General features: G+C 54.1%; 20 protein-coding genes. 15 read left to right on the top strand and 5 right to left on the bottom strand.

All coding sequences use genetic code 11. From position 1 onward, the window contains the following. The first annotated feature begins 1 nt into the window (after position 1). The 12 genes from urtC (at position 2) to J7400_RS18515 (ending at position 11,556) form a co-directional block, all read left to right on the top strand. Complete coding sequence (urtC, locus tag J7400_RS18565) at positions 2–1,183, top strand: urea ABC transporter permease subunit UrtC (RefSeq protein ID WP_209065595.1); 1,182 nt, start codon at positions 2–4, stop codon at positions 1,181–1,183. Beyond that, positions 1,180–1,920 carry an urea ABC transporter ATP-binding protein UrtD gene (urtD, locus tag J7400_RS18560; RefSeq protein ID WP_209065594.1) on the top strand — a complete coding sequence of 247 codons (741 nt, stop codon included), beginning with the start codon at positions 1,180–1,182 and terminating at the stop codon, positions 1,918–1,920. The genes urtC and urtD overlap by 4 nt, the downstream gene beginning before the upstream one ends. A gap of 1 nt (position 1,921) precedes the next feature. Continuing rightward, positions 1,922–2,617, top strand: a complete 696-nt coding sequence (urtE, locus tag J7400_RS18555) for an urea ABC transporter ATP-binding subunit UrtE (RefSeq protein ID WP_209065593.1) — start codon at positions 1,922–1,924, stop codon at positions 2,615–2,617. Between the two features lie 201 nt (positions 2,618–2,818). Next, on the top strand, positions 2,819–3,715 hold the full coding sequence (locus tag J7400_RS18550; protein ID WP_247738913.1) for a Gfo/Idh/MocA family oxidoreductase: 897 nt from the start codon (positions 2,819–2,821) through the stop codon (positions 3,713–3,715). 62 nt (positions 3,716–3,777) lie between these two features. Further along, a complete protein-coding gene (locus J7400_RS21435; protein WP_348540214.1) occupies positions 3,778–3,894 on the top strand; it encodes a hypothetical protein in 117 nt (38 codons plus the stop codon). 124 nt (positions 3,895–4,018) lie between these two features. Next, on the top strand, positions 4,019–5,044 hold the full coding sequence (locus tag J7400_RS18545; RefSeq protein WP_209065592.1) for a LacI family DNA-binding transcriptional regulator: 1,026 nt from the start codon (positions 4,019–4,021) through the stop codon (positions 5,042–5,044). Positions 5,045–5,134: 90 nt separating this feature from the next. Beyond that, positions 5,135–6,451 carry a sugar ABC transporter substrate-binding protein gene (locus J7400_RS18540; protein WP_209065591.1) on the top strand — a complete coding sequence of 439 codons (1,317 nt, stop codon included), beginning with the start codon at positions 5,135–5,137 and terminating at the stop codon, positions 6,449–6,451. 109 nt (positions 6,452–6,560) lie between these two features. Further along, a complete protein-coding gene (locus J7400_RS18535) occupies positions 6,561–7,439 on the top strand; it encodes a sugar ABC transporter permease (protein ID WP_209065590.1) in 879 nt (292 codons plus the stop codon). 12 nt (positions 7,440–7,451) lie between these two features. Further along, positions 7,452–8,282, top strand: coding sequence for a carbohydrate ABC transporter permease (locus J7400_RS18530; protein WP_209065589.1), 831 nt, complete (start codon positions 7,452–7,454; stop codon positions 8,280–8,282). Positions 8,283–8,294: 12 nt separating this feature from the next. Next, complete coding sequence (locus J7400_RS18525; protein ID WP_209065588.1) at positions 8,295–9,299, top strand: ABC transporter ATP-binding protein; 1,005 nt, start codon at positions 8,295–8,297, stop codon at positions 9,297–9,299. Next, positions 9,296–10,069, top strand: a complete 774-nt coding sequence (locus tag J7400_RS18520; RefSeq protein ID WP_348540209.1) for an L-iditol 2-dehydrogenase — start codon at positions 9,296–9,298, stop codon at positions 10,067–10,069. The genes J7400_RS18525 and J7400_RS18520 overlap by 4 nt, the downstream gene beginning before the upstream one ends. After that, positions 10,069–11,556 (top strand): mannitol dehydrogenase family protein, encoded by a 1,488-nt coding sequence (locus J7400_RS18515; RefSeq protein WP_209065586.1) that lies wholly within the window; start codon positions 10,069–10,071, stop codon positions 11,554–11,556. Before J7400_RS18520 ends, J7400_RS18515 begins: the two co-directional genes overlap by 1 nt. Before the next feature lie 38 nt (positions 11,557–11,594). Here the strand turns inward: J7400_RS18515 and J7400_RS18510 are convergent, their stop codons facing one another. Both J7400_RS18510 and J7400_RS18505 read right to left on the bottom strand, forming a co-directional pair. Further along, positions 11,595–12,560 (bottom strand): sterol desaturase family protein, encoded by a 966-nt coding sequence (locus tag J7400_RS18510; RefSeq protein WP_209065585.1) that lies wholly within the window; start codon positions 12,558–12,560, stop codon positions 11,595–11,597. Between the two features lie 44 nt (positions 12,561–12,604). Beyond that, positions 12,605–14,005 (bottom strand): DUF4856 domain-containing protein, encoded by a 1,401-nt coding sequence (locus tag J7400_RS18505; RefSeq protein ID WP_209065584.1) that lies wholly within the window; start codon positions 14,003–14,005, stop codon positions 12,605–12,607. Positions 14,006–14,387: 382 nt separating this feature from the next. Between J7400_RS18505 and J7400_RS21360 the strand changes: the two genes are divergently transcribed. After that, positions 14,388–16,484 (top strand): Hint domain-containing protein, encoded by a 2,097-nt coding sequence (locus J7400_RS21360; protein ID WP_280638029.1) that lies wholly within the window; start codon positions 14,388–14,390, stop codon positions 16,482–16,484. Positions 16,485–16,610: 126 nt separating this feature from the next. On the opposite strand, the gene J7400_RS18495 is transcribed toward J7400_RS21360, so the two are convergent. Further along, the gene (locus tag J7400_RS18495; RefSeq protein ID WP_209065582.1) at positions 16,611–17,729 is read right to left on the bottom strand and encodes an aminotransferase; all 1,119 of its coding nucleotides are present in this window, start codon (positions 17,727–17,729) and stop codon (positions 16,611–16,613) included. Positions 17,730–17,956: 227 nt separating this feature from the next. Between J7400_RS18495 and J7400_RS18490 the strand changes: the two genes are divergently transcribed. Further along, positions 17,957–19,435 carry a DNA polymerase Y family protein gene (locus tag J7400_RS18490; RefSeq protein ID WP_209065581.1) on the top strand — a complete coding sequence of 493 codons (1,479 nt, stop codon included), beginning with the start codon at positions 17,957–17,959 and terminating at the stop codon, positions 19,433–19,435. Positions 19,436–19,494: 59 nt separating this feature from the next. After that, entirely contained in the window at positions 19,495–22,812 is a 3,318-nt protein-coding gene (locus J7400_RS18485) for an error-prone DNA polymerase (RefSeq protein ID WP_247738917.1), read from the top strand. 89 nt (positions 22,813–22,901) lie between these two features. Here the strand turns inward: J7400_RS18485 and J7400_RS18480 are convergent, their stop codons facing one another. Both J7400_RS18480 and J7400_RS18475 read right to left on the bottom strand, forming a co-directional pair. Continuing rightward, a complete protein-coding gene (locus J7400_RS18480) occupies positions 22,902–24,266 on the bottom strand; it encodes an ArsB/NhaD family transporter (protein WP_209065579.1) in 1,365 nt (454 codons plus the stop codon). 57 nt (positions 24,267–24,323) lie between these two features. Then, complete coding sequence (locus tag J7400_RS18475) at positions 24,324–24,809, bottom strand: CBS domain-containing protein (RefSeq protein ID WP_209065578.1); 486 nt, start codon at positions 24,807–24,809, stop codon at positions 24,324–24,326. Positions 24,810–24,919: the final 110 nt, after the last annotated feature.

The raw sequence follows: 24,919 nt of genomic DNA, 5'->3' as shown, positions 1-24,919 counted from the left end.
CATGCAGCGTAGTTTCATTGCCAAAAACCCATCCGTTCTGATTTTCCTGTCGATCCTAGCGCTGTTCACGCTGCTTGTGACTGTGATGTCTGAGGGTTTTGGAGTGGGGGGCATCTCCACCAGCTTCATCAAGACGCTGGGCAAGACGCTTTGCCTGTGCCTCATCGCCCTCGCGTTGGATTTGATCTGGGGGTACACAGGTATTCTAAGTCTCGGACATTTCGCTTTCTTTGGCCTCGGCGGCTATATGATTGGTATGTGGCTGATGTATGAGCGGACCCGTTTGATTGTGGTCGACAGCCTCACTAGCACCGAAATCCCTCCCACAGACGGCGAAGTTATCGATGCCATCGGCAACCAGATTTTCGGCGTTGTCGGGTCCAGCGAGTTCCCTTTGATCTGGGCTTTTGCAGACAGCCTTTCGATCCAGCTGATACTTGTGCTGCTGGTGCCGGGCGTGCTCGCGTTGATCTTTGGTTGGTTGGCATTCCGCAGCCGGGTGACAGGGGTGTATCTGTCGATCCTGACCCAGGCCATGACACTCGCACTTGCGCTCTATCTGTTTCAAAACGACAGCGGCCTGCGTGGCAATAATGGTCTTTCCGGATTGCAAAACCTGCCCGGTGTGACCGCCTCACAAGACCATGTGTCGCTATGGTTTTTCTGGGCATCTGCGGCAGCTTTGGGGGCAGGCTACGTGTTGTGTGCTTGGCTGGTAAGCGGAAAATTTGGATCTGTCATTCGCGGTATCCGCGACAACGAAGCCCGTGCGCGATTCCTCGGGTACTCTGTGGAAACCTACAAGCTGGTGATTTTCACGCTTACGGCCTGCATCGCAGCAGTCGCGGGCGCGCTGTATTATCCGCAAGCAGGCATCATTAACCCTGCAGAAATTGCACCAATCGCTTCGATCTATCTTGCGGTTTGGGTCGCTATCGGCGGACGTGGACGGCTCTATGGCGCTGTCATTGGTGCGGCTTTTGTGAGCCTGCTGTCCACATGGTTCACTGGCGGGCAAGCTCCGGACATTAACCTTGGGTTTTACACCATCAAATGGGTCGATTGGTGGCTGGTTTTGCTGGGTCTCTCTTTTGTTCTCGTGACGCTATTTGCACCCAAAGGCATTGGCGGCCTTTTTGACATCGTTGTTGAGCGCCGCGCCGCAAAGGAGGCAAACCAATGAGCACACTTCTTGAAGTTTCCGGCGTCTCGGTTACCTTTGATGGCTTTCGCGCAATCAATAATCTGTCGTTCCAGATTGGCGAGGCTGAAATGCGCGCGGTGATTGGCCCCAATGGCGCGGGCAAAACCACGTTCATGGACATCGTGACCGGCAAAACCAGACCGGATGAAGGTCGGGTGATCTGGGGAGAGAAGTCGATTAGCCTTCTTGGCATGAATGAAGCCCGGATCGCACAGGAAGGCATTGGGCGCAAATTTCAAAAACCCACGGTTTTTGAGGAACAGACGGTACAGGAAAACCTGCTGATGGCGCTTAAAAAGCCCCGGGGCTGGTTTTCAGTGCTCACCTATCGACCGAGCGACGCTGATCTCGCCAAAGTCGATGCACTGGCAGGGGAAATCGGTCTGCGTGATCAGCTGACGCGGACTTCTGGCGAATTGAGTCATGGGCAAAAACAATGGCTGGAAATCGGTATGTTGCTTGCGCAAGAGCCACGCTTGTTGCTGGTTGATGAGCCGGCTGCAGGGATGACGCCTGCAGAGCGTGAGCACACCACCGATATCTTGGTGGAAGCCGCTAAGACCCGAGCGGTCGTGGTTGTTGAGCATGACATGGAGTTTGTCCGCCGTCTCAATTGCAAAGTGACGGTTTTGCATGAAGGCGCTGTTCTGGCTGAGGGCAGCCTTGACCATGTGACCTCCGATCAAAACGTGATCGACGTCTATCTGGAGCGCTAAGATGCTGACACTAAAAGATATCACTCTGCACTATGGCCACTCTCAAATCCTGAACGGGATTTCCATGGAGGCTCAAAAGGGTGAGGTGACCTGTGTTATGGGCACCAATGGCGTGGGCAAAACCAGTTTGATCAAGGCCATCTCAGGCACCCATCCGCGTTCTGGTGGGTCGCTCTCGCTTGATGGCGAAACCCTTCCATCTCTACCCGCGCAGAGGCTTGCGCACAAAGGCGTCGCTTACGTTCCACAAGGGCGTGAGATATTTCCTCTGCTGACAGTGCGGGAGAATATGGAAACCGGATTTAATTGTCTGCCGAAGGGGGAGAGGGCTGTTCCGGAAGAGATGTTTGAGCTCTTTCCGGTACTCAAAGAAATGCAGGGACGTCGTGGTGGGGATCTATCTGGCGGCCAACAGCAGCAGCTTGCCATTGCGCGGGCACTGATCACAAAACCCAAACTCCTGCTGCTGGACGAACCGACAGAGGGTATTCAGCCAAATATCATTCAGCAGATTGGCGAAGTGATCAAACTCCTGCGTGACAAAAGTGAAATGGCCATTGTTCTAGTGGAGCAATATTTCGATTTTGCCTACGAGCTGGCGGATCGCTTTGTGGTTCTGCGGCGCGGGGAGGTGATGCTTTCAGGCGCCAAAGAGGAGTTGAACCGTAAGGAATTGCTGAGCAGCGTTTCCGTTTGAGGCAGGTTCGAGGTCAGAAAATTACTGCAGTTGGTTGCCAAATCGAGAGCTAGGCGTTGCTGTACTGGGCCGTTGGGGAATGTTTGCCAGATACTGGCAGGGCTTGAAGAGCCAGATTCTATTGATTTGCCAGATATCGCTTCTTAACATTGGCAGCGCTCTACTAATGGGGAGCAATATTTGCCTTGATTAGGAGCTGCCTTGGCGAAATCTCAGCCAACAAACGGGCAAAAGGCCCGAATAGCAATTGCAGGTTTTGGTTTGGTTGGGCGCCGCCATGCTGCGGCGAACGGGTTCAGCCGGTCGGCAACTCTTGTGTCGGTGGTCGATCCTCGTAAAGACGTGGCGGCGGAAGTTACGTCATTTGGGGCGCGATATTATCAAAACTTGGCGGATCTCATGTCTGACGACAAACCAGATGGGATCATTTTATCGACGCCCACCAAGTTGCACGTTGAACAAGCAATTGAATGTGTCAAAGCGGGCGTGCCTGTACTGATAGAAAAGCCACTTTCAGACGACCGCGAAGCAGCTGCAAAACTTGTAGCGGACGCAAAAAGGGCAGGCGTCGCGGTATTGGTCGGCCATCACCGGCGGTTCAACCCCATCATCCGGCAGGCCAAAAACCTTATCGCGCAAGGCAAAATCGGGGAGCTGCGCGCTGTGCATGCCACTTGTTGGTTCTACAAGCCGGATGACTATTTCGAAGAAGCCCCTTGGCGAAAGCAAAACGGGGCTGGACCAATTTCTGTCAACTTGGTGCACGACATAGATTTGTTGCGTTACCTTTGTGGTGAAATTGAATGCGTTCAGGCTCAAACCGCCCCTTCCAAGAGAGGCTTTGAAAACGAAGATCTAGCTAGCGCAATATTGAGATTTAAGCAGGGCGCGCTGGGAACGCTGAGTGTGTCGGACAGTGTCGTGTCACCATGGAGCTGGGAACTGACTGCAAAAGAATACCCGATTTATCCCGCGACTGATCAAAGCACCTACCTTTTGGGGGAAGTGAGGGAGCACTATCTGTCCCGGATTTGCGCCTTTGGCGGCATGAGGGACATGCTGACTGGTGGTCACCTATATCGGCAACGTACTATCTGACCGAAGCCTCTGACCCGCTAGTCAATCAATTGGATCATTTTGTCGAAGTCATCGCAGAAGGTGTGACGCCGCTCGTTTCTGGAGAAGAAGGTCTGCTGAGTCTACACGTGGTAGATGCCATTCAAAATGCCGCACGTTCTGGAAAAGCGGTGACGTTGAGAACCTCTAAAGCCCTGTGACGCCGGTTTTGGTGAGTGCGAACAACAGCACATTTTGGCAAATTAAAAATTTCCGCGCGCAAAATAATTTGATGCATCTGGAAATTTTTGTATCTTACCTGTCAAAGAATTTGGAGTGTAATTCATGGCAGGCGAGAAAGTTCGAAACATGGAAGAATTCGCACGCATGAGCGGGATTTCTCGGCCGACGCTTTCGAAGTTCTTTAATGATCCAACCAGTGTCAGAGCAAGTACGCGCTCCCGGATTGAGGCGGCGCTAGAGCAGTTTGATTATCGCCCGAATATCTATGCGATGAACCAGAACCGTAAGCTCACAAAGAACATCGGGATCGTGGTGCCATTGCTTTCAGATCCCTATTTTGCCGAAATTGCGCGCAATCTTGAACAGCGCTGCATCGCGGCTGGCTACCGCCCGACATTGTTCAGCTCGCACGGCGATACGGCGCTTGAAGTTGAGGTGTTGCAAACCTTACGCTCATTGAAACCTGCGGGTGTGTTGCTGGCACCATTGGGGCGGGCATCCGACAATAAGGCGTTAGAGGCGTTTTGCGCTGAGGTCCCGACGCTCATTTTTGACAGCAGTGTCGAGGAAATAGGACTCTCCTTTGTCGGATCAGACAATGTGCAATTCACCACGCACATCACGGATTATTTGTGCCGGACGGGTGAGCCGCCCTGTTTCTTTGAAATGAAGACCCCAGCCAACCCAAATGCGCACCGTCGTCGCCAGGCTTATATCGCGGCTATGGAGAGCTTTGGCCATACACCCGAAGTGGTGTCTGTCGAAGGAGAGGGGTGGGGCTTTGAGGAGATTGGACGGCTCGGAGGCCATGAAGCGCTCACAAACAAATGGTTTTCGACAAACACTATTCTCTGCAGCAACGACCGCCTTGCCATTGGTCTTTTGACTGCATGTTACGAGCAGGGCGTGCGTGTCGGAAGAGGACAGGACTGTGCGATTCGGGTCGCTGGCCAGGACGGTCATCCCCATTCTCGCTATACCTGCCCGCCGCTCACCACAATTTCTCACAACTATGATGCGGTGTCTCAAACGGCTGCAATTGCTTTGTTTTTGGCCATAGAAGGCCAGCTATCTCCCTGGAAAAGCACGCGTTTGGAAGGGCAGCTCATACTGCGAGATTCAGCTTGAGAGCTAAATTTTACGCGCGTAAAAAATTTATTGACGCCGCGTCGCGTTGAGGGCTAGCCTGTTTCCACATCCAAACAGGGAGGAAACCGGATGTCCTTTAAAAGCACACTTTGTGCTGCGACCGCGCTTTCGCTGATCACAGCAAGCAGCGCTTTCGCAGACGGCCACTCCAAAACGATCACAATCGCCACCGTTAACAATGGCGATATGATCCGCATGCAGGGCTATACAGACGAATTCACCAAAGCGACCGGTATCGACGTCGAGTGGGTGACGCTCGAGGAAAACGTCCTGCGTCAGCGCGTAACAACGGATATCACCACCAAAGGTGGGGCTTTCGACATCATGACAATCGGCATGTATGAGACCCCGATTTGGGGCGAGAACGGTTGGCTCGTCGCACTGGATGATCTTTCCGAAGAATATGATGTTGACGACATCCTGCCTGCGATGGCGGGCGGTCTTTCCCACAACGGTACGCTCTATGCCGCACCATTTTATGGCGAAAGCTCCATGATCATGTACCGCACAGATCTGATGGAAAAAGCCGGGCTGGACATGCCTGAAGCGCCAACTTGGGAGTTTATCGCTGAAGCCGCGGCTGCAATGACCGATCGGGACAACGAAATCAACGGGATCTGTCTGCGCGGTAAAGCGGGCTGGGGCGAAGGCGGAGCGTTCATCACCGCGATGTCCAATTCCTTTGGTGCCCGTTGGTTTGACGAAGACTGGAATGCCCAGTTCGACACTGAAGCTTGGGCCAACACGCTGAATTTTTACAAAACCATGATGGATGCGGCGGGCCCAACTGGCTACGCAACCAACGGTTTCAACGAAAACCTGTCGTTGTTTCAACAAGGCAAGTGCGGAATGTGGATCGATGCGACGGTCGCCGCAAGCTTTGTGACGAACCCAAAAGACTCGACCGTTGCGGACAGTGTGGGTTTTGCGCTCGCACCGGATACGGGCCTCGGCAAACGGTCCAACTGGCTCTGGGCTTGGGCGCTCGCCATTCCGGCTGGTACACAACAACAAGCAGAAGCCAAACAATTCATCGAATGGGCAACCTCAAAGAGCTACATTGAATTGGTTGCGGCCAACGAAGGCTGGGCGAATGTACCGCCGGGCGCACGTACATCTCTGTACGAAAACCCGAACTACCAATCGGTGCCTTTTGCCAAAATGACGCTGGACTCCATTCTTTCTGCCGATCCGAACGACTCCACGGTTGATCCCAGCCCGTACGTTGGCATTCAATTTGCCGCAATTCCGGAGTTTGCGGGCATCGCGACTGAAGTGAGCCAAGAGTTCTCTGCGGCTTATGCTGGCCAGCAGAGCATTGCCGTCGCGCTTGAAAAAGCACAGGCACTCACAAACGATGCGATGGAAGCTGCGGGTTACCGTTAAGCTCCCCATTCAGGTGGCAGCTCACAGCTGCCCCTGATCTCTCTCATCAATTGCCTAACATTTGCTAAGGTCACAGGCGAAATCATCGCCAACAGGAGAGGTCCATCCAATGTCCACCAAAGCCTCCAGATCTGCTGCCCGCGTGATGATGGCGCCAGCGGTTGTCCTGCTTCTGGGGTGGATGCTCGTGCCCTTGATCATGACGCTGTGGTTTTCCTTTACAAAATATCTACCTTTGAGAGGCGATAGCATCCAACGTGGGTTGGATTGGGTCGGCTTTGCCAATTACGGCCGCTTTCTCTCTTCCAGTTCATTTTGGCCTGCGGTGCAAACCACGCTTGTGATGGTGGGCGGCGTCCTGCTTATCACAGTTGCCTTGGGCATACTGCTTGCGTTGCTTCTGGATCAGCCGATCTGGGGGCAGGGCGTGGTCCGCATTCTAGTTATTGCGCCTTTCTTTGTCATGCCAACGGTCTCCGCATTGGTATGGAAAAACATGCTGATGGACCCTGTGAATGGCATTTTTGCACATTTATGGCGGTTCTTCGGAGCAGAGCCTGTGGCGTGGCTCCAAGATGTTTCGCTTGGCTCTATCATCCTCATTGTTTCGTGGCAGTGGTTGCCCTTCGCAACGCTCATTTTGCTCACCGCGATTCAATCGTTGGACCGGGAGCAGCTTGAAGCAGCCGAAATGGATGGTGCTCCCACCTTGAAGCGCTTTTGGCACATCATCCTGCCGCATCTGGCTCGGGCGATCACGATCGTGATACTCATCCAGACAATCTTCCTACTGTCTATCTTTGCGGAAATCTTTGTTACCACCGGTGGGGCCTTTGGAACTCGCACGCTGACCTATCTGATCTTTCAGCGCGTCATTGACAGTCAAAATATCGGCCTTGGCTCTGCCGGTGGTGTTTACGCAATCATTCTTGCCAATCTCGTTGCGATCTTCCTGATGCGCATCGTCGGCAAAAATCTCGACGCTTAAGAGGGGCGCAACATGGCACGCTCTGTAACACCGCACCGCAAGATCGTCACCACAGCTGCTGCTTGGGCTGTTGCGCTGATCATCTTCTTCCCGATCTATTGGACAATTTTGACAAGTTTCAAAACGGAAGCCCAAGCCATCAACGATCCTCCGCTTTTCTTTGCATTTGACTGGACGCTGGAAAACTATGCCATTGTGCAAGAGCGTTCTGACTACATGAAATTCCTTTGGAATTCGGTGATTATCGCTGGCGGCTCTACCATTCTGGGCATTCTGATCGCGATCCCTGCTGCTTGGTCCATGGCGTTCGTGCCCTCCAGGCGCACCAAGGATATCCTGCTCTGGATGCTGTCTACGAAGATGCTACCTGCGGTGGGTGTTCTATACCCGATTTCGCTCATCTTTGTGGAATTCAACCTTTTGGACACTCGAGGCGGTCTTATGGTCGTGCTGATGCTGATCAATCTGCCGATCATTGTCTGGATGCTCTACACATATTTCAAGGAAATCCCCGGTGAGATACTGGAAGCGGCCCGTATGGACGGTGCCACGCTGAAAGAAGAACTGCTCTATGTGCTCACACCGATGGCTGTGCCTGGCATCGCATCGACCCTTCTTCTGAACTTTATCTTAGCTTGGAATGAAGCCTTCTGGACCCTCAATCTCACCGCAGCAAATGCGGCTCCGCTCACGGCATTTATTGCGAGTTATTCCAGCCCCGAAGGTCTATTTTTTGCGAAGTTAAGCGCGGCGTCCACGATGGCGATTGCCCCCATCCTCATTCTTGGCTGGTTTAGCCAGAAACAACTCGTCCGCGGCCTCACATTCGGCGCTGTTAAATAAGGAAGCTAATACATGGGACAAATTCAACTCAAGCAAGTCTCCAAAAGCTTCGGCAGCACCGAGGTGATCCCGCCACTCGATCTGACCATCCAGGATGGAGAATTCACCGTTTTCGTTGGCCCTTCTGGCTGCGGTAAATCCACTTTGCTGCGTCTGATCGCCGGACTTGAGGATATCACCAGTGGACATATCGATATTGACGGAGAAGACGCAACTGGCGTGGTGCCTGCCAAGCGCGGTCTTGCGATGGTCTTTCAGTCGTACGCGCTTTATCCGCATATGACGGTGCGCAAGAACATCGCCTTCCCATTGCGGATGGCGAAACTTGAAAAGGCGGAAATCGACAAGCGCGTAGAAGCGGCTGCTTCGGTCCTGAACCTTAGTGATTATTTGGACCGCCGCCCCGGCCAGCTTTCCGGTGGTCAGCGCCAGCGTGTCGCAATTGGCCGAGCCATCGTGCGCGAGCCGGCCGCATTCCTCTTTGATGAGCCGCTTTCAAACCTGGACGCAGCGCTGCGTGTGGGTATGCGGTTGGAAATCAGCGAGCTGCATGAGCGTCTGAAAACTACCATGATCTATGTGACGCATGATCAGGTTGAAGCAATGACGATGGCCGACAAGATTGTGGTGCTTCAGGCAGGCGTTATCGAACAAGTCGGTTCTCCGCTTGAGCTCTACCGAACCCCCCGCAATACCTTTGTGGCAGGCTTCATTGGCTCGCCGAAAATGAACCTTCTTACGGGCAGTGAAGCGCAAAAACTCAACGCTCATACCATTGGCATCCGCCCCGAGCATATCGATGTGGTCGAAACGGATGGCCAATGGCAAGGCACCGTTGGTGTCGCAGAGCATCTGGGCTCGGATACGTTTTTCCACATCCACAATACGGGATTGGCGGAAACACTGACGGTGCGCGCTATCGGGGATGTCAGCCTTAGACATGGCGACACCATTCATCTTAACCCGCGCGCCGAAGAGATTCACCGCTTTGGTGCTGATGGACTGCGGATTGTGTGATGAGACTTTCTGGGAAAAACGCTTTGATTACCGGGGCTGGGCGGGGCATCGGATTGGCATTTGCAAAAGCATATGTCGATGAAGGTGCTCGCGTGGCCATTGCAGATATCGACGTAAATTTGGCGGAAGCGGTAGCCCAGTCCATTGGCGATGCTGCGATCCCCGTTGAGATGGATGTTTCAGAACAGGCGAGCATTGACGCGGCGGTTGCTGCGACAATTGAAGCCTTTGGCAAGATTGACATACTGATAAACAATGCCGCGATCTTTAGCGCAGCGCCCATCTGCGACATTACCCGAGCAGATTATTCTCGTGTGTTTGACATCAATGTTGCCGGCACATTGTTCACGCTTCAGGCTGTGGCACGCCATATGATCGAAAACGGTGTGAAGGGCCGTATTATCAATATGGCCAGTCAAGCCGGGCGCCGCGGTGAAAGCCTAGTGGGGGTCTACTGTGCGAGCAAAGCCGCGGTGATTTCTCTGACGCAATCTGCTGGCCTGAATTTGATAGAACACGGCATCAACGTGAATGCGATCGCACCTGGTGTGGTCGATGGCGAGCATTGGGTGGGCGTAGATGCTCTTTTCGCCAAATACGAAGGTAAGCCTCTCGGACAAAAGAAGAAAGAAGTTGGGGATGCGGTGCCATTTGGCCGGATGGGAACTGCTGAAGATCTTTGTGGCATGGCTGTCTTCCTAGCCAGCGAAGAGGCAAACTACGTTGTTGCGCAGACTTACAATGTTGATGGCGGGAATTGGATGAGTTGATGAAGACACCGGCTTCAAAAACGCCCGCAGTTGATTTGACCAATGGTGCGCTTGGACGCCTGCCTGCCAACGTCATCACCCCAACCTATGACCGGAGCGCGATCACGCCCGGGATTGTTCATATCGGGCTTGGAAATTTCCACAGAGCGCATCAGTCTTGGTATTTGCACCGCCTGATGCAGCAAGGGCTTGCCATGGATTGGGGTATCATCGGGGCAGGTGTTCGGTCAAATGATGCAGAGATGCGAAAAAATCTGCTGGCACAAGACTGTCTGAGCACACTGATTGAGTTGGATCCCGAAAGTTCAGCCATCGAGGTCGTTGGACCTATGATTGACTTTGTGGAAGTGGCCCCAACCAACGGACCGCTAATCAAAGCAATGAGTGACGCGCGCATCCGTATTGTATCGCTCACCGTCACTGAAGGGGGATATTATCAATCTGAGGACGGCGCTCTGAATACAGCGCATCCTGATATCATGCACGATGTTGCACACCCAGATCAGCCAAAGACAGCGTTCGGAGCCATAGTTGCCGCCTATCGCGCCCGCTATTTAGCCGGGATGCTCCCGTTTACCGGGCAGAGTTGTGACAATCTCCAAAACAACGGTGATGTTTTACGCAGCACAGTCGTTGGGTTGGCAAGGCTGTCTGATCCGGATCTCGCAGATTGGATCGACAAAAACGCGGCATTTCCCAATGCGATGGTCGATTGCATCGTGCCAGCTACCGGCGACGCCGAGAGGGCAATGACACGGAGCATTGGCATTAATGATGCCGCTCCTGTTACGCATGAAAACTTTCGTCAATGGGTACTTCAGGATGAGTTTTGCGCTGGCCGCCCGCCTTGGGAGCAGGCCGGTGTCACCATCACCGAGGATGTTCATGCCTATGAACGCATGAAAATCCGCATGCTCAATGCCGGGCACCAGATGCTTGCCAATGTTGGGGAAGTGCTGAACCTTTCGACAATCTCGGATTGCATGGCGCACCCAGAAATCTCCGCATTTTTTTACAAAGTACAGGCACAAGAGGTGCTGCCGCATGTTGAGGGGGTTGATGGGATGACACCCTCAGACTACCTTTCTCTGATTGAGGCTCGCTTCGCAAACCCTAAAATAAAAGACACAACACGACGGGTCGCCTTTGATGGGTCCTCACGTCATCCCGGGTTCGTGCTTCCGACTGTGAGAGATGCTGCGGCGGCTGGCGGTTCTATTTCAGGCCTTGCTCTGGTCGAAGCGCTTTGGGCGCGTATGTGTCTGGGAGCCCGCGAAAACGGCGAGACCATCTCACCAAACGATCCCAATTGGGACCGGCTTACAGAAATGGCGCAAAGAAGCAAAGCCGACCCATCGACATGGCTTAGCATGCATGAGATTTATGGAGATCTGTCGAAGAACAAGGCTTTTTCTGAGGCATTTACGCATTGGCACGCGTTGATTTTTCAGTCGGGCAGCCTAGCTGCTCTCAAGGCTTATGTTTAATCCTTGCAAGCCTCATTCTGTCATTGATACCGAGTGTCTCAACGCACTTTCAGCAACCGTTGTCCACGTTTTTTGAGGTAGCGCCAGATGTCTGAAAATGGTCGAAAGTAGATATCGATCAGATCTGTTGCGCTGGCCTCTTTTTCCGGAAGACCAAAAGTGAGATCCTCATCTTTCTCTGAGAGATGTAGTGAGCCAAACAGCCAGTCCCAGATAGCCAGTGCTGCCCCGAAATTCTTGTCGAAATGTCTTCCGGCTGTGGAGTGGTGCAGCTGATGCTGTGCAGGGGATATCAACAGGCGCTCAAGCCACGGCCAATAGCTGATGTTGATATGCGAATGGCGCAGGTTTGATCCCGTGACGTGGAACAGGAACACCAGCACGTTGACGCCTACAACCGTATAGAGATCCACAGTATTGCCGAAACCGAAGATAAACACTGGCAATACAAGCCCCTGCGCAAAAGCGCTTCGCAATGCATAAAGCACACCTTCAAATGGGTGCACGCGATAAACGGTGATTGGGGTGAGCGTTTCGGCGGAATGGTGCACTTTGTGGATGGCCCAGAGTGGTGGCCATCTGTGCATCCAGCGGTGCAGCCAGTATTTGGTCAAGTCATCGACCATAAACAGCGCGGTGGAGAACGCAGCAACCACGAGCGGTTTGTTTGCGTCTTCAAATAGACCCGGCACAACGAAGCTTTGACGGTGCAGCGCAAAGTATATTGCTGTTGCGATGGCCAGCTGCGTAATGAGCAGCGGAGAAACAAACAGCGTAAAGACGCGGTTGATGAAGAAAATCTGGTAGTCCGCCAAAGCGGATTTCGAGAAGAAAACCTTTCGATCAAACACGCGGGCAACGGCGCCTCGGAACGATTGGCGTTTGACAAAAAGTAGCCAAAGGAAAGCGATCAGCAGAGACAGCCCAAGGTAGCCGACAAAAATCCGTTTTTTCGGGTCGGCAAAATCAGCAAAGAAGGGCGTAAGTGTCTGTATCCAATCCATTGAGTTAGAACGGGCGGCACCTCTCAGGTGCCGCCCTGATAAGTTTAGTCAGTTTCAGCGCTGTCCGCAGAGTTCAGCTTGCCTGCCAGTGTTTCCAGATCGGCAAGCGCATCATTGGCGCGGGATTTCAGGCCAAAGGTGTCAGCTAGAAGCTTCTGGGTTTCAAGCATCTGCAGCTGGTAGTCGCTCCAGGTTTTGCGACGCTCACGCACAAAGTTCCCGTCCGCATCGACACCGGTCACATAGGTGTTGTCCAGCGTCACCGGACCAAAACCGATCAGTTTGTTCAGCTCGGTTGCAGTCGCACCCAGATTGTTTTTGCCGGTTTGCAGAGCCATGGCAAAACCTTTCAGCTCACCCCAGTGCTTGACATAGTTGCGATAGGCTTTGGCCAGCTCTTCGCCTTCCAGTTCACCCATCTTGCCGATGTCTTTGTAGACCGAACCCGCATATTTGAATGTGGCTTCCGCCAGCACTTTTTCCCAGTTGCTCTCGATGACTTCCGCATAGCCTTTCAGCTGCGCACGTTGATCATCGGTGAGCGCTTCGCCATTTGCATCCGCGATCAGCTGACGACCGTCGACGAAGGCTTGCATGATGGTGTGCATGTAGTTGGTGGACTTGGTGCCGCCTTTGTCTGCGCCGGCAGCGTAGTAAGCCGGGCCAAATACGTGCTCGGATTTCAGGTCAACCACACCGTCGCCATTGGCGTCTGCAGCAGTCAGGTCTTTCTGCTTGGCAATGCTGTAGGCCTGCTCTGGGCTCAGGCTCAGAGTGTGCGCGGGGCCACCCCAATAGCCAAAGGCCTCATCCCAAGAGTGCTCTTTACCGGTGTAGTAAGCGCCGTCTTTGTAAGGTTTGTTGTTTGGCTTGTTGTCGGCATCAAGCTTTTCGTCGAGATAGTTGTCGACCGCCTGATTATACATCATGGCGCCCATGGTGTATTTGGAGATCACCTGGCCCCAGTCATAGCCGTTCTCAGCGTCAAAGCCACCGTTTGATTGCGCGGCGTGTTTGATCATGTGCAGCATGGCTTCTTTGCCGCTCACATTGCCGGGCCACGCAGGCATCGCACCGTCGTAGAATTTGCCGGAGATGTTCTTGCCTTTGGAGATCGCGTTTACGGTTGCTTGTTTGACCGGGTAGCCATCTTTGGATGCGGGCGCCATGATTTCAAGGTCTGCGTCAGAGCCGTTGAAATATGCCAGCAGCATGGCTTCTACGTCAGCTGCATTTGCGCCGCCGTTGCCTTTGCCCGCTGCTTTTTTGAGGCTGTCGTGCAGCGCGTGACGTGCGATTTGGCCGGAATAGGAAACAGAGTTGGTCTTGTCGCCTTCATAGCCCTTTACGGTCACCGGAAACGGGCCATAGGTATCGGCACTCGCAATGCTTGCCGCCGCACACACTGCAAGCGCAGTGGTCAATTTCAAAGTCGTTTTGAACATTCGCGTTCCCTCCAATAAACCCGACAAAGTCTGTCGGGTAAAATCCTGAGCGAACTAATCAATTAAAAGTTTTGAGGTGTCAAGCGCTTGTCGCGCTGTTGATCTTCACGAATTTGGAGTGCGCTATCTAGCTGCTCAAGAGTGTCTTTTCAATGAATGGCACCTTGATCATTTTGCGCGCTACCGAGGGCATGGTGCGTTTTAGAAAAAATTTCGCCAATTAATTGTTTTTCAAACTTTTTAAGACTGCGACCAAATTAGGCCGCATTTAACGGTCAGAAATTAGCTCTGCTGTTCGGCTGGATTGCTTAGGTGATTCAGCCGTTTCAAGGACTTTAGGTGAGACATATGCCGTACTTGTCATATGTCTTGGAGTGGGCTGATGCCAAGAGAGACATTCACGTTTGACAGCAGCAATGAAGGCTGGCGTGTCTATGATAACAATTCCGACTCTTTCATTGGAGGGGCCCGGTTCAACTCCTTCTTTGGCGGCGCCCAACACGGTGACAACGAAACGGGTCCGTCTCCCTGGTTGACCACGCCAACCGATTTCGGAGGCGACAACAGCGCCCTCGTTGGCGGCACAGTCGATTTCTCCTACCGCAATGCAGACGCGCAGCCCTTTACGGCTGACGCTCCGATCAGCAGCATTGATGTGATGCTGGTGGCGAATGACGGAACCAAGCTTTTTGCCTCTGTTTCGTTCCAGCCCGAAACTGGCACGCTTGTAAAAAATGTTTCGTTTAATTTGGATTCTGCGACCTTCAAGACCGAGTCGGGCGGCAGTGTCACATCTGCACAGTTTGAAGCCGTGATGAGCGATCTTGCGTTCTTTGGAATCAATGCGGATGCGCGTAGCCTTTCTGAAAACACCCTCATTGATAATGTGCGTTTTGATGCTCCTCCGGATGGCACCGTTGATGGTGAACAGACCGGCGAGGACATGGGCCTTGGGTATAATGATGAAACCGGCGCCGAAGACGGCGGGGGAGATATCATTACCACTGGCGATGACCGGATCGAAGGCAACGGTGGCAATGACACAATCAATGGGGACAAAGGCAACGACACAATTGATGGCGGCACCGGTGACGACACTATCATAGGTGGGGATGGCGCAGATTACCTGTCCGGCGGCGAAGGTAACGATTTTATCGATGCCTTTGGTGGCAGTCAAAGCGGGTTTGAACGCGGCGGAACCGGAGGGAAAAACGCTGACACCATTTTTGGTGGCGCAGGTAATGACACAATTCGCGGGGGCTTTGGGCGCGGTGAAGTCATCGACGGTGGCGCGGATAATGACACGCTGACGTTTGAGTTCATGGGGACCGCGTCTTTTGTGAATGTTGATCTTTCCCAAGGGACTTACACCTCGGGAACCGGAGATTACGGCACGATTGCAAACGTCGAAAACATTCGCGGGACCTTTGGCAACGATAAAATCACCGGAGATAGCAATGACAACGTGCTGCACGGCGGTGGCAATCTGGGGCAGGGCAATGACGTCTTGTCTGGTGGAGCTGGCAAAGACACGCTGATTGGCGGACAGGGCAATGACACCCTCAGCGGCGGGGCAGGGGATGACACCTTTGCCCTCACAGATCTTGGCGAGCACGACGTTGTCACCGACTTTGACATGAGTGATGACGATGGCGATGGCTTCACCAACGACCAGCTCGACGTCTCGCTGCTTACCAACGCGAACTCCGATCCAGTCAAAACCACCGATGTGGTGGTTGGGGATGACGGTAATGGCAACGCACTGCTAACGTTTCCCAATGGTGAAACCGTCTTGTTGCGCGGCGTTACGCCGGATCAGCTGGACAATGGGATCAAGTTGAACTCAATCGGCATTCCTTGTTTCACCAAAGGCACGTTAATCTTGACCCCAAACGGTGAAGTGCCAATTGAAAGCCTCCGCGCCGGAGATCTCGTGATGACACGCGATCGCGGTGCACAGCCGATCAAATGGATCACGTATACCCATTTGGACCGGCAGACTTTGGAGGCCAATCCGGAATGGCGTTCCGTACGTTTGCCTGAAGGGTATCTCGGCAATCACAGTCCGCTTTTTGTCTCCCCGCAGCACTGCATGCTGATGCCAGATATTGCTGGCAACCCGGACGAAGCATTTGTGCGGGCAAAGCATTTGGCGCAAGCGCCAGGGCCTGTGCGGGTGGCGAACGGACGGCGTCAGGAGACGTATTTCCACATGCTCTTTGAGCACCATGAGGTCGTTTATGGCAATGGCGCAGCGAGCGAGAGTTTTTATCCGGGGCCAATGGCCCGCGCGATGCTTTCACCTGAGAGTCTGCGGTCTTTGGAGGACGTAATCCCAGCGATCCGCCGTCAGCCGGTGGAGTGTGCGTATGGCGCACGGGCGCGAAAATTGGTGTCCAAGAAAGACGTTTTGCGCCACCTCAAACGGCGGCAGAAAGTCGCAAAGAACACCCCGCGCTGCGTGGCTAATGCGGCTTGATCTCGGTTGAGTTTGGATACGGCTTTGATGTATGTGATAAGTCGCCTTAATGACATAACACTAATTATGCCCGAAATCTCCAAGAACTTACCTCAAGCTCGCAGATAACCTGTCTTCGCCTCGGCCTCACTGACGCGCAAGGAAGTTAGAAATCTTTTCCAATCCTTCACAAAGCACATTCGTGTTGTTGGCGAAGCCAAGTCGAACGTAACCTTCCATATTCAATGCGGATCCCGGTGTAAGCATAACCCCGCAATCTTCCAGCAACGCAACGCAGAACGCGCGAGATGTCATTGGCAGGTCGTACTTCAGAAGCGCTGTGGTACCAGATTGCGGTTTTACCCAGTTCATGCGTGGTTCCTTCGCGATCCAGCGCTCTACAATCGCAATGTTCTCTCGCGTGATCGCATGGCTGCGTTCCAGCACCGCATGCCTGTTTTCCAACGCGATACTGGCAAAATGATCGTCCAGCATGCCCACAGAGATGGTGTCGTAGTCCCGGTGGATGGCGATTCCGTGGATCAAAGCCTCTGGCCCTGCGACCCAACCCAATCTTAACCCTGCTAGAGAATAAGCCTTCGACATGCTCGCTGTGCTGATACCCTTTTCATAGAGGTCCGCGATGGATGCGGTTGTGCCATCCCCAGCTTGATCTGTCCCGCGATAGACTTCGTCGCAAAGTATCCAAGCATCTGCTTCGCGCGCGATCTCCACGATCTGCAGGAGCATGTTGCGATCAATCAGGGCGCCCGTTGGATTGTTCGGATTGTTTAGCGCGATCAGTTTTGTATCCGGTGTCACCGCTGCACGCAAAAGATCCAGATTGGGCAGCCAGTCATCTTCTTCTCTGAGCTGCACAACCTGTAGATCCGCGCCAATGCTGGCGGGTATCGAGTAATGCTGCTGATAAGTTGGCACGACGGCCACCACCCTATCGCCTTGCGATACCAGAGCTTTATGCACGAGCATGTTCGCACCAATGGTGCCATGGGTCGTGATGATGTTGGCGGGCGTTTGCTGTGCGTAGGTGTGCGCTATGGCTTGCCTCAGGCGTGGAGACCCTTCGATGTCGCCATATGTCATCTTCATTGACAGTAGATCGGACAAATCGGTGTTGTTTTTGCCTGAAATTTGCAAGAGTTCTTCGATTGTCAAGCTTTCCACGCAGGTTTCAGCGAGGTTCAGGCCGCATTTTGTTTCCCACTCGTTCATCCATTGCTCTACGCCAAATGGTTCAATGTACATGGGATGATCTCTCTGTGTTTCGTGGGCCTGTCCCACACGCATACAGCCTAGAGCGGGCGGCATCCAAGTGGTTTGTTTACATTCGTGCATCGAATAATGGTGGGCGTATGTTCCCTCACCCGCCATTCGCCTTCGGCGCAAGTTGCTTCTGTTAGCCACGTGCCATGACTCGACTCCATATAGGAGATCGACTATTTAGAACAAATAGAGAACATTTGGTGTCTGGCATGTTCGATGGGATACAGCGTCGCATTGTTTCATTATGGTTCCCCAGGTTGGCTAGTGACCGGGTTCTGCGTCGGCACCCGGTCGACGGCCCCTTTGCGCTGACGTTGAATCAGCAGAATTCCAACCGGATTTATTGCCTAAATGCAGCCGCGTCAGATCACGGATTGCATCAGGGCATGGCCTATGCAGATGCGCGGGCATTCTGCCCGGATCTACAAAGTCATGTGGCGGATCCCGAACAGGATCAGCGGTTCCTGCATCTGCTGTGTCGGTGGGCCACACGCTATTGCCCATGGGTTGGCTTGGAAGGTCGCGATGGCTTGGTGATGGACATCACAGGGTCAGCACATCTTTTTGGCGGCGAAGAGGCCCTGCTGGCGGACATACGTGCACGCTTGATGCGTGCCGGGCTGTCTGTTTGCATAGGTCTCGCAGACACCCGCGGTGCCGCTTGGGCCCTGGCGCATTACGGTGAGGGGGTGGCCACGCCTGGAGAGATGTTGCCAGCGCTCAGCAACCTGCCTGTTGCGGCCCTCCGCATAGATGAGCAAACCTCCGTCACGTTGCAGCGATTGGGGCTGCGCAGTATTGGGGCGCTGGCCCAGGCGGCCCGAGGCCCCCTCACGCGCCGTTTTGGTCCGGGCTTGCTGCTGCGGCTTGACCAGGCGCTGGGGGCGCAGGCCGAAGAGATTACGCCGCGCACCGATCCCCCGCATTACAGCATACGCATGACCCTGCCAGAGCCTATTGGCCTTTTGTCAGATGTCACGGCGGGAACAGAGCGCTTGCTGGCTCAACTCTGTGCAAAACTGAAGGCGCAGGAAACAGGCGCGCGTAGGCTTTGCCTTACGCTGCGCCGTGTGGATCAAGATCATCAGCAGGTTGAGCTACAATTGGCGCGCGCCCTGCGAGATCCGCAACGCATTTTGCCTCTGTTTGAACGTGGCTTGATGGAGATCGATGCGGGGTTTGGGATCGATATGTTGCGGCTGGCGGCCACACAGGTTGATGCACTGCCCGTGCAGCAAATCAGCCATGTCGCCATTGGCGGTAAGAATGAGTTGGATGACTTGATCTCGCGACTTGGCACAAGGGTCGGGCTGGATCACATACAGCGTGTCCTGCCGGCGGACAGCCACATCCCCGAACGCAGTTTTTTGATTGCATCGGCAGCCTATTCAGACCCGGCAAAGAGCTGGGGGCATACGCAATTGCGCCCTATCTGCCTGTTTCCACCAGAGCCGATTGGGGGAAGTGGTCACCGCCCCCCTGCCCGGTTCCACTGGCGTCGTATGCCTCTCACAACAGAGCGCATCGCCGGGCCGGAGCGCATCGCTCCGGAATGGTGGATGCAGGATGAAAATTGGCACTCCGGGCTGCGCGATTACTGGCGGGTATATACCGCGCAAGGACGGCGGCTTTGGTTGTTTCATACGCCGCAGAACCCAGGCTGGTTTGTGCAAGGGGAATTCGCATGAACGATATCCAGCACAGCACGGCACTATCGGAACGGCAACAGGATACGCGAACGCCGCGCATGTCGGGTCAGGCTTATGCAGAGCTTTGCATAACCACGAATTTCACGTTTCTGACAGGTGCGTCGCATCCAGAGGAACTGGTTGTGCGGGCCGCGGAGCTGGGGCTGTCTGCCATCGCGATCACTGATCGTAATTCCTTGGCTGGTGTGGTGCGTGCGTGGTCCGCCTTAAAAGAGCTGGAGCGAGAAACGCAGGAACAGGTGCAGATCCGCTCGCAACAGCAAATGGATTCCTCCTCCCGGCAGGATGTGGGGCAGAGCAATCCGCTTGCCAAATCGGACATCATATCCTTCCCCAAGCTGATTGTGGGCTGCCGCTTGGTGCTGCAGGACAGCGCTGTTGAGTGGATTGCCCTGCCCCGCAACCGCGCGGCTTACCAACGCTTGACCCGTTTGCTGACACTGGGGAAACGTCGGGCTGAAAAAGGACAATGTGTCCTCTATGTCAACGATTTGGTTGCTGCCTGTAGCGGCATGATCCTGATTGCCCTGCCACACAGCAGGCCGGAGGCAAGCATCGCAGATATCCAGCATATGCGGCGCCAGTTTCCCAATCATGTCTTTCTGGGCGCTGCGCCGCGTTATGACGGCAGCGACCAAGACTATTTTGCGGCTTGCGCGTGCGCAGCCCAAAAATCCTCAGCACCTCTGGTGGCTGTAGGTGATGTGTTGATGCACCACGCAAGCCGTCGACAGCTCGCTGATGTGCTTACATGTATGCGTGAGCATGTCACCATTGATGAAATCGGCACCCGCGCTTTACCTAATGGAGAGCGCCGGATCAAAGCCGGGGCAGATATGGCGCGGATCTTTCGCGATTACCCGGCTGCACTGCGTCGAACGCTCGAGATTGCGGACAGGTGTAGTTTTGACATGAGTGAGCTGTCTTATGAGTATCCGCATGCAGAAACAGAGGATGAAACGCCCCAGGAGCGTTTGGAGCGGCTTGCCAAAGAGGGCTTAGAGCGCCGTTACCCTGAAGGCGCACCGGATAGGGCGGTCGAGTTAATGCAAAAAGAGCTCGCTGTGGTCAAAGAGCTGCAATTTCCTGCCTATTTTCTGACCGTGCATGACATTGTGCAATTTGCAAAGTCGCAGGGTATTTTGTGCCAGGGACGTGGCTCCGCTGCAAACTCCATCCTGTGCTATCTGTTGGGCATCACTGATGTCAGCCCTGATATGATCGCCATGGTGTTTGAGCGCTTTGTTTCCAAACACCGTGGTGAGCCGCCGGATATCGACGTGGATTTCGAACACGAGCGCCGTGAAGAGGTGATCCAATGGATTTATGAAAAATACGGGCGTCATCGAGCGGGATTGTGCGCAACGGTCATCCATTTTCGCACCCGCGCTGCAATCCGTGAAGTCGGCAAAGTGATGGGCCTCAGTCAGGATGTCACAGCAGGTCTGTCCGGGCAAATCTGGGGCATGACAAATGGCGGTGTTGATCTAGACCGTGTGCGCGAGTTGGGTCTCAATCCCGAAGATCGCCGGCTGATGCAAACCCTCCGGCTGATTGGCGAGATCATCGGATTTCCCCGCCATCTTTCACAACATGTGGGAGGTTTTGTCATCACCCGTGGGCGATTGGATGAGCTTGCGCCCATTGAAAATGCGGCGATGGAAGACCGCACTGTGATCTGCTGGGACAAAGATGACATCGACGCTCTTGGCATTTTGAAAGTCGATGTGCTGGGTTTGGGTATGCTGAGCTGCATTCAAAAGGCCTTTGCCTTGATGCGCCAGCATGAAAACCTCAGTCATAGCATTGCTTCCATCCCACAAGGGGACGCTCCCACATATGATATGCTTTGCCGCGCGGATGCCGTTGGGGTCTTTCAGGTGGAAAGCCGCGCACAGATGAATTTTTTGCCGCGGATGAGACCTCGAGAGTTCTATGATCTGGTGATCGAAGTGGCGATTGTGCGCCCCGGCCCTATTCAGGGAGATATGGTGCAGCCCTATATCCGTCGACGTAACAGGCAGGAAAAGCCGGAACCTTTCGGGCCTGCTCTAGAAGAGGTGACCAGGCGTACTCTGGGCGTGCCGCTCTTTCAGGAGCAAGCGTTGCAAATTGCCATGGTTGGTGCAGGGTTTTCTGCGGAAGAAGCAGATCACTTGCGCCGCTCTCTCGCATCTTTCCGGCGTATGGGCACCATCGGCAAACATCGGGACAAATTCATCGCCGGGATGCTGAGCAACGGCTACTCTCCGGAGTTGGCCGAGCGCTGTTTTGGCCAGATCGAAGGGTTTGCGGATTATGGCTTCCCCGAAAGTCACGCTGCCGCTTTTGCGATGCTGGTCTATGTCTCAGCGTGGATGAAGTGCCATCACCCTGCTGTCTTTGCCTGTGCACTCCTCAATTCCCAGCCCATGGGGTTTTATGCCCCGGCACAAATCGTGCGTGATGTACGGGAACATGGGGTGGAGACCCGCCCGATCTGCGTGAACCACTCTGAGTGGGACAACACGCTGGAGCGCCGCCCTGATGGTGCTTTGGCGCTGCGGTTGGGATTTCGGCAGATCAAAGGTTTCAAAAAGGAGGATGCCAATTGGATCGTTGCGGCCCGTGGCAATGGATACCCTGATCCCGAAGCCCTCTGGCTGAGGGCCGGTGCACGACCTGATGTTTTGGCGCGATTGGCAGAGGCCGATGCATTCGCAGACACTGGCCTGACGCGGCGGGATGCCCTGTGGAAGGTCAAAGCCATTCAAAGCCGGAAACCCCTACCGCTGTTCAATGATCCGATTGATGGTGAAAGCGTTTCTGAGCCACAGGTGATATTGCCTGCGATGCGTTTGGGGGAAGAGGTGGTGGAGGACTATGTGTCCACCCGACTCACTCTGCGCGCGCATCCCATGGAACTGCTGCGCCCGTCTTTGCCGGGCATTATAACCCATGCGTCTTTGCCGCAGGTCGCCCTGGGCCGCTACAGCGTGTGCGGCCTGGTCATCACACGGCAACGTCCGGGCACTGCGTCAGGGGTGATTTTTCTCACCCTGGAAGATGAAACAGGTGTCAGCAACATTGTGGTCTGGCCCAAGATCTATGAGCAGTACCGGCGTATTGTTATGGGCGGACGGCTGTTGCATGTCACAGGCTATCTGCAACGCGAAGGGATCGTGGTGCATTTGATCGCGCAGGACATTCAGGATCTCTCTTATAAACTGGCAGAATTGGGCCATCCGGAGCCGAAAGCTTTGACCACCGAGGGACAGCGCACCGACGATACGCCCAAAGCGGCCCGTTATCCCGCACGGGCAATGCATCCCCGTGACCAGGCCAAACGGCTCTTCCCCAGCCGTGATTTCCACTAAGCCGCCTTTCGGAGCGGCCCACCGTAGGCAGGCCATAAACAAAAAGCCCGGCGCAATGCACCGGGCTTTTCGAATACTTTTACACAAACTTAGAAATAGCGCAGCCAGAGGTAAACATTGGCAATCATGAGCGTCAGGATCATGATGGGGAACGCGTATTTCATGAACGTCAGGAAGCCGATCGGCTGCTTTGCTTTTTCAGCAAAGGCTGCAACAGTCAGGTTGGCAGATGCGCCCAAGAGCGAACCGTTGCCACCCAGACACGCCCCCAGCGCCAGAGACCACCAGAGCGGTTCAATTGCTTCCGGGCCGCCAAATGTGTCAGCGGTGGATTCAATCAGTGGGATCATCGTCGCAACAAACGGGATGTTGTCGAGGATCGCGGACAGAATGCCGGACGCCCAGAAGATGAAGAACGAGGTCCACATCATATCGCCCTGTGTCAGCTCCAGCACTTTCTCACCGAAGTACTCCAGCAGACCCACCTGCTCCACACCGGCCACGATTACAAACAGACCGCCGAAAAAGAAGATGGTGACCCATTCCACTTCGCCAAAAATGTGGTGCACGCTTTCGGTCTGGTCTTCGCCATGCTGGTGGCCATAGGCCAGAAGCATCAGAAGTGCCGCGCCTGCGAGGGCAGAGGTGCCCGGCTGAACGCCGTAGCCGTGACCAACCACAAAGCCGAAGATCACCAGCGCCAGAACGGCCAGGGATTTCACCAGCAGAACTTTGTCGGTGATGGCTTCTTTTTCGTTGAACTGCATGATGCGCGCGCTGGCTTCCGGCGGGATCTTGGACAGTTCTTTGCGGTTCATGAAGTAGATGATGCCGGTCAGAACCACCAGACAGATCGCGGAGATGGGCGCGAGGTTGTACAGGAAGTCATTGAAGCTGAGGTTGGCAGCAGAACCGATGATGATGTTGGGCGGGTCGCCAATCAGCGTCGCGGTACCACCCACGTTGGAGGCCAGGATTTCAGCAAGGAAGAACGGGAACACACGTGTTTCAAGCGCATCAGTGATCAGCAATGTGATCGGTGCAATCAGCAACACGGTGGTGACGTTGTCCAGCATCGCGGAGAACACAGCGGTGATCAGCGTGAGCATGATCAAAATCCCTGTGGGATCCGCTTTCACCCATTTGGCTGATTTGATAGCCACATACTGGAAAAGGCCACTCTTACTGGTGATCGCAACCACCACCATCATGCCGATCAGAAGCGCCAGCGTGTTGGAGTCGACCCCGTCTACAGCTTGCTGTTGGTTCAAGATCCCAAACAGCACCATAAGCGAGGCGCCAAGCATCGCGAGGATGGCACGGTTGATTTTTTCGGTGATGAGTACGGCATAAACCAGAACCAGAATACCGGAAGCGATCCACAGGGGATCAATCCCAAGCATTTCCGCCAAGGAAAAGCCTGCCTCAGAGTGTGAGGAAGAATGTGCAGACAAGATACTGTCCCGTTTTCGTTTGATTTCAGTGAGTTGGGCTCAGCGGCAGCGCTGACCTTATAAGACTTTGTCCATCAGCGAGTTTGCACTCACTGTGCCCACAAAACGCTGGGTTTTGGGCTCCACAAGCATCACATGACGCTTGAATTTATAGACAAGGAAGATGCCTTCCATAATCGGCGTATCTGGGGCAGCCACTGGAATGTTGCTCGGATTGGACATGTTGTCCTCAACCTTCTCTTGTTTGAGGCGCTCGATCTGGTTGCGGAAGTCATCCTTGTCCAAGCTCATGAAACCAAGGTGGTCCATGGAGACACGCATGCTGTCCGTGTTCAAACCAATGGTCGCGGCTTTTGGTAGGATCAGCTTCAGCATTGTGGGAGCACTGAAAACACCACAGTATTTTCCGCTTTCGTCAACCACCGGCAGGAAACGCGCACGAGTTTCTTTCAGGATCGCAAGGGCATCAGCAACGCTTGCATCAGGACGAATGGTTTTCTGCAGGTCGGGCGAAACCATGACATCAAAACATGTCAGACCCATAATCGTGACCTTTCTTTGAGTGGCACGCTTGAAATCGCACCAGTGTTGCAACCGGCGGCGGCGCAAAGATAACGTGCAGAGTCGCAAAACGCACATCATCTATTGAATCG

The organism is Shimia sp. R9_2, assembly GCF_017743735.1.
Classification (GTDB): domain Bacteria; phylum Pseudomonadota; class Alphaproteobacteria; order Rhodobacterales; family Rhodobacteraceae; genus Shimia.
This window is presented reverse-complemented; position numbering and strand designations above follow the sequence as displayed.

Bases quoted from the DNA above. Each gene is read 5' to 3' on its own strand.
- J7400_RS18490 (WP_209065581.1), top strand. From the start codon at position 17,957: ATGTTCGATGGGATACAGCGTCGCATTGTTTCATTATGGTTCCCCAGG.
- urtD (WP_209065594.1), top strand. From the start codon at position 1,180: ATGAGCACACTTCTTGAAGTTTCCGGCGTCTCGGTTACCTTTGATGGC.
- J7400_RS21360 (WP_280638029.1), top strand. From the start codon at position 14,388: ATGCCAAGAGAGACATTCACGTTTGACAGCAGCAATGAAGGCTGGCGT.
- urtC (WP_209065595.1), top strand. From the start codon at position 2: ATGCAGCGTAGTTTCATTGCCAAAAACCCATCCGTTCTGATTTTCCTG.
- J7400_RS18540 (WP_209065591.1), top strand. From the start codon at position 5,135: ATGTCCTTTAAAAGCACACTTTGTGCTGCGACCGCGCTTTCGCTGATC.
- J7400_RS18495 (WP_209065582.1), bottom strand. From the start codon at position 17,729: ATGTACATTGAACCATTTGGCGTAGAGCAATGGATGAACGAGTGGGAA.
- J7400_RS18505 (WP_209065584.1), bottom strand. From the start codon at position 14,005: ATGTTCAAAACGACTTTGAAATTGACCACTGCGCTTGCAGTGTGTGCG.
- J7400_RS18530 (WP_209065589.1), top strand. From the start codon at position 7,452: ATGGCACGCTCTGTAACACCGCACCGCAAGATCGTCACCACAGCTGCT.
- J7400_RS18545 (WP_209065592.1), top strand. From the start codon at position 4,019: ATGGCAGGCGAGAAAGTTCGAAACATGGAAGAATTCGCACGCATGAGC.
- J7400_RS18525 (WP_209065588.1), top strand. From the start codon at position 8,295: ATGGGACAAATTCAACTCAAGCAAGTCTCCAAAAGCTTCGGCAGCACC.
- J7400_RS18535 (WP_209065590.1), top strand. From the start codon at position 6,561: ATGTCCACCAAAGCCTCCAGATCTGCTGCCCGCGTGATGATGGCGCCA.
- J7400_RS18485 (WP_247738917.1), top strand. From the start codon at position 19,495: ATGTCGGGTCAGGCTTATGCAGAGCTTTGCATAACCACGAATTTCACG.
- J7400_RS18515 (WP_209065586.1), top strand. From the start codon at position 10,069: ATGAAGACACCGGCTTCAAAAACGCCCGCAGTTGATTTGACCAATGGT.
- J7400_RS18510 (WP_209065585.1), bottom strand. From the start codon at position 12,560: ATGGATTGGATACAGACACTTACGCCCTTCTTTGCTGATTTTGCCGAC.
- urtE (WP_209065593.1), top strand. From the start codon at position 1,922: ATGCTGACACTAAAAGATATCACTCTGCACTATGGCCACTCTCAAATC.
- J7400_RS18475 (WP_209065578.1), bottom strand. From the start codon at position 24,809: ATGGGTCTGACATGTTTTGATGTCATGGTTTCGCCCGACCTGCAGAAA.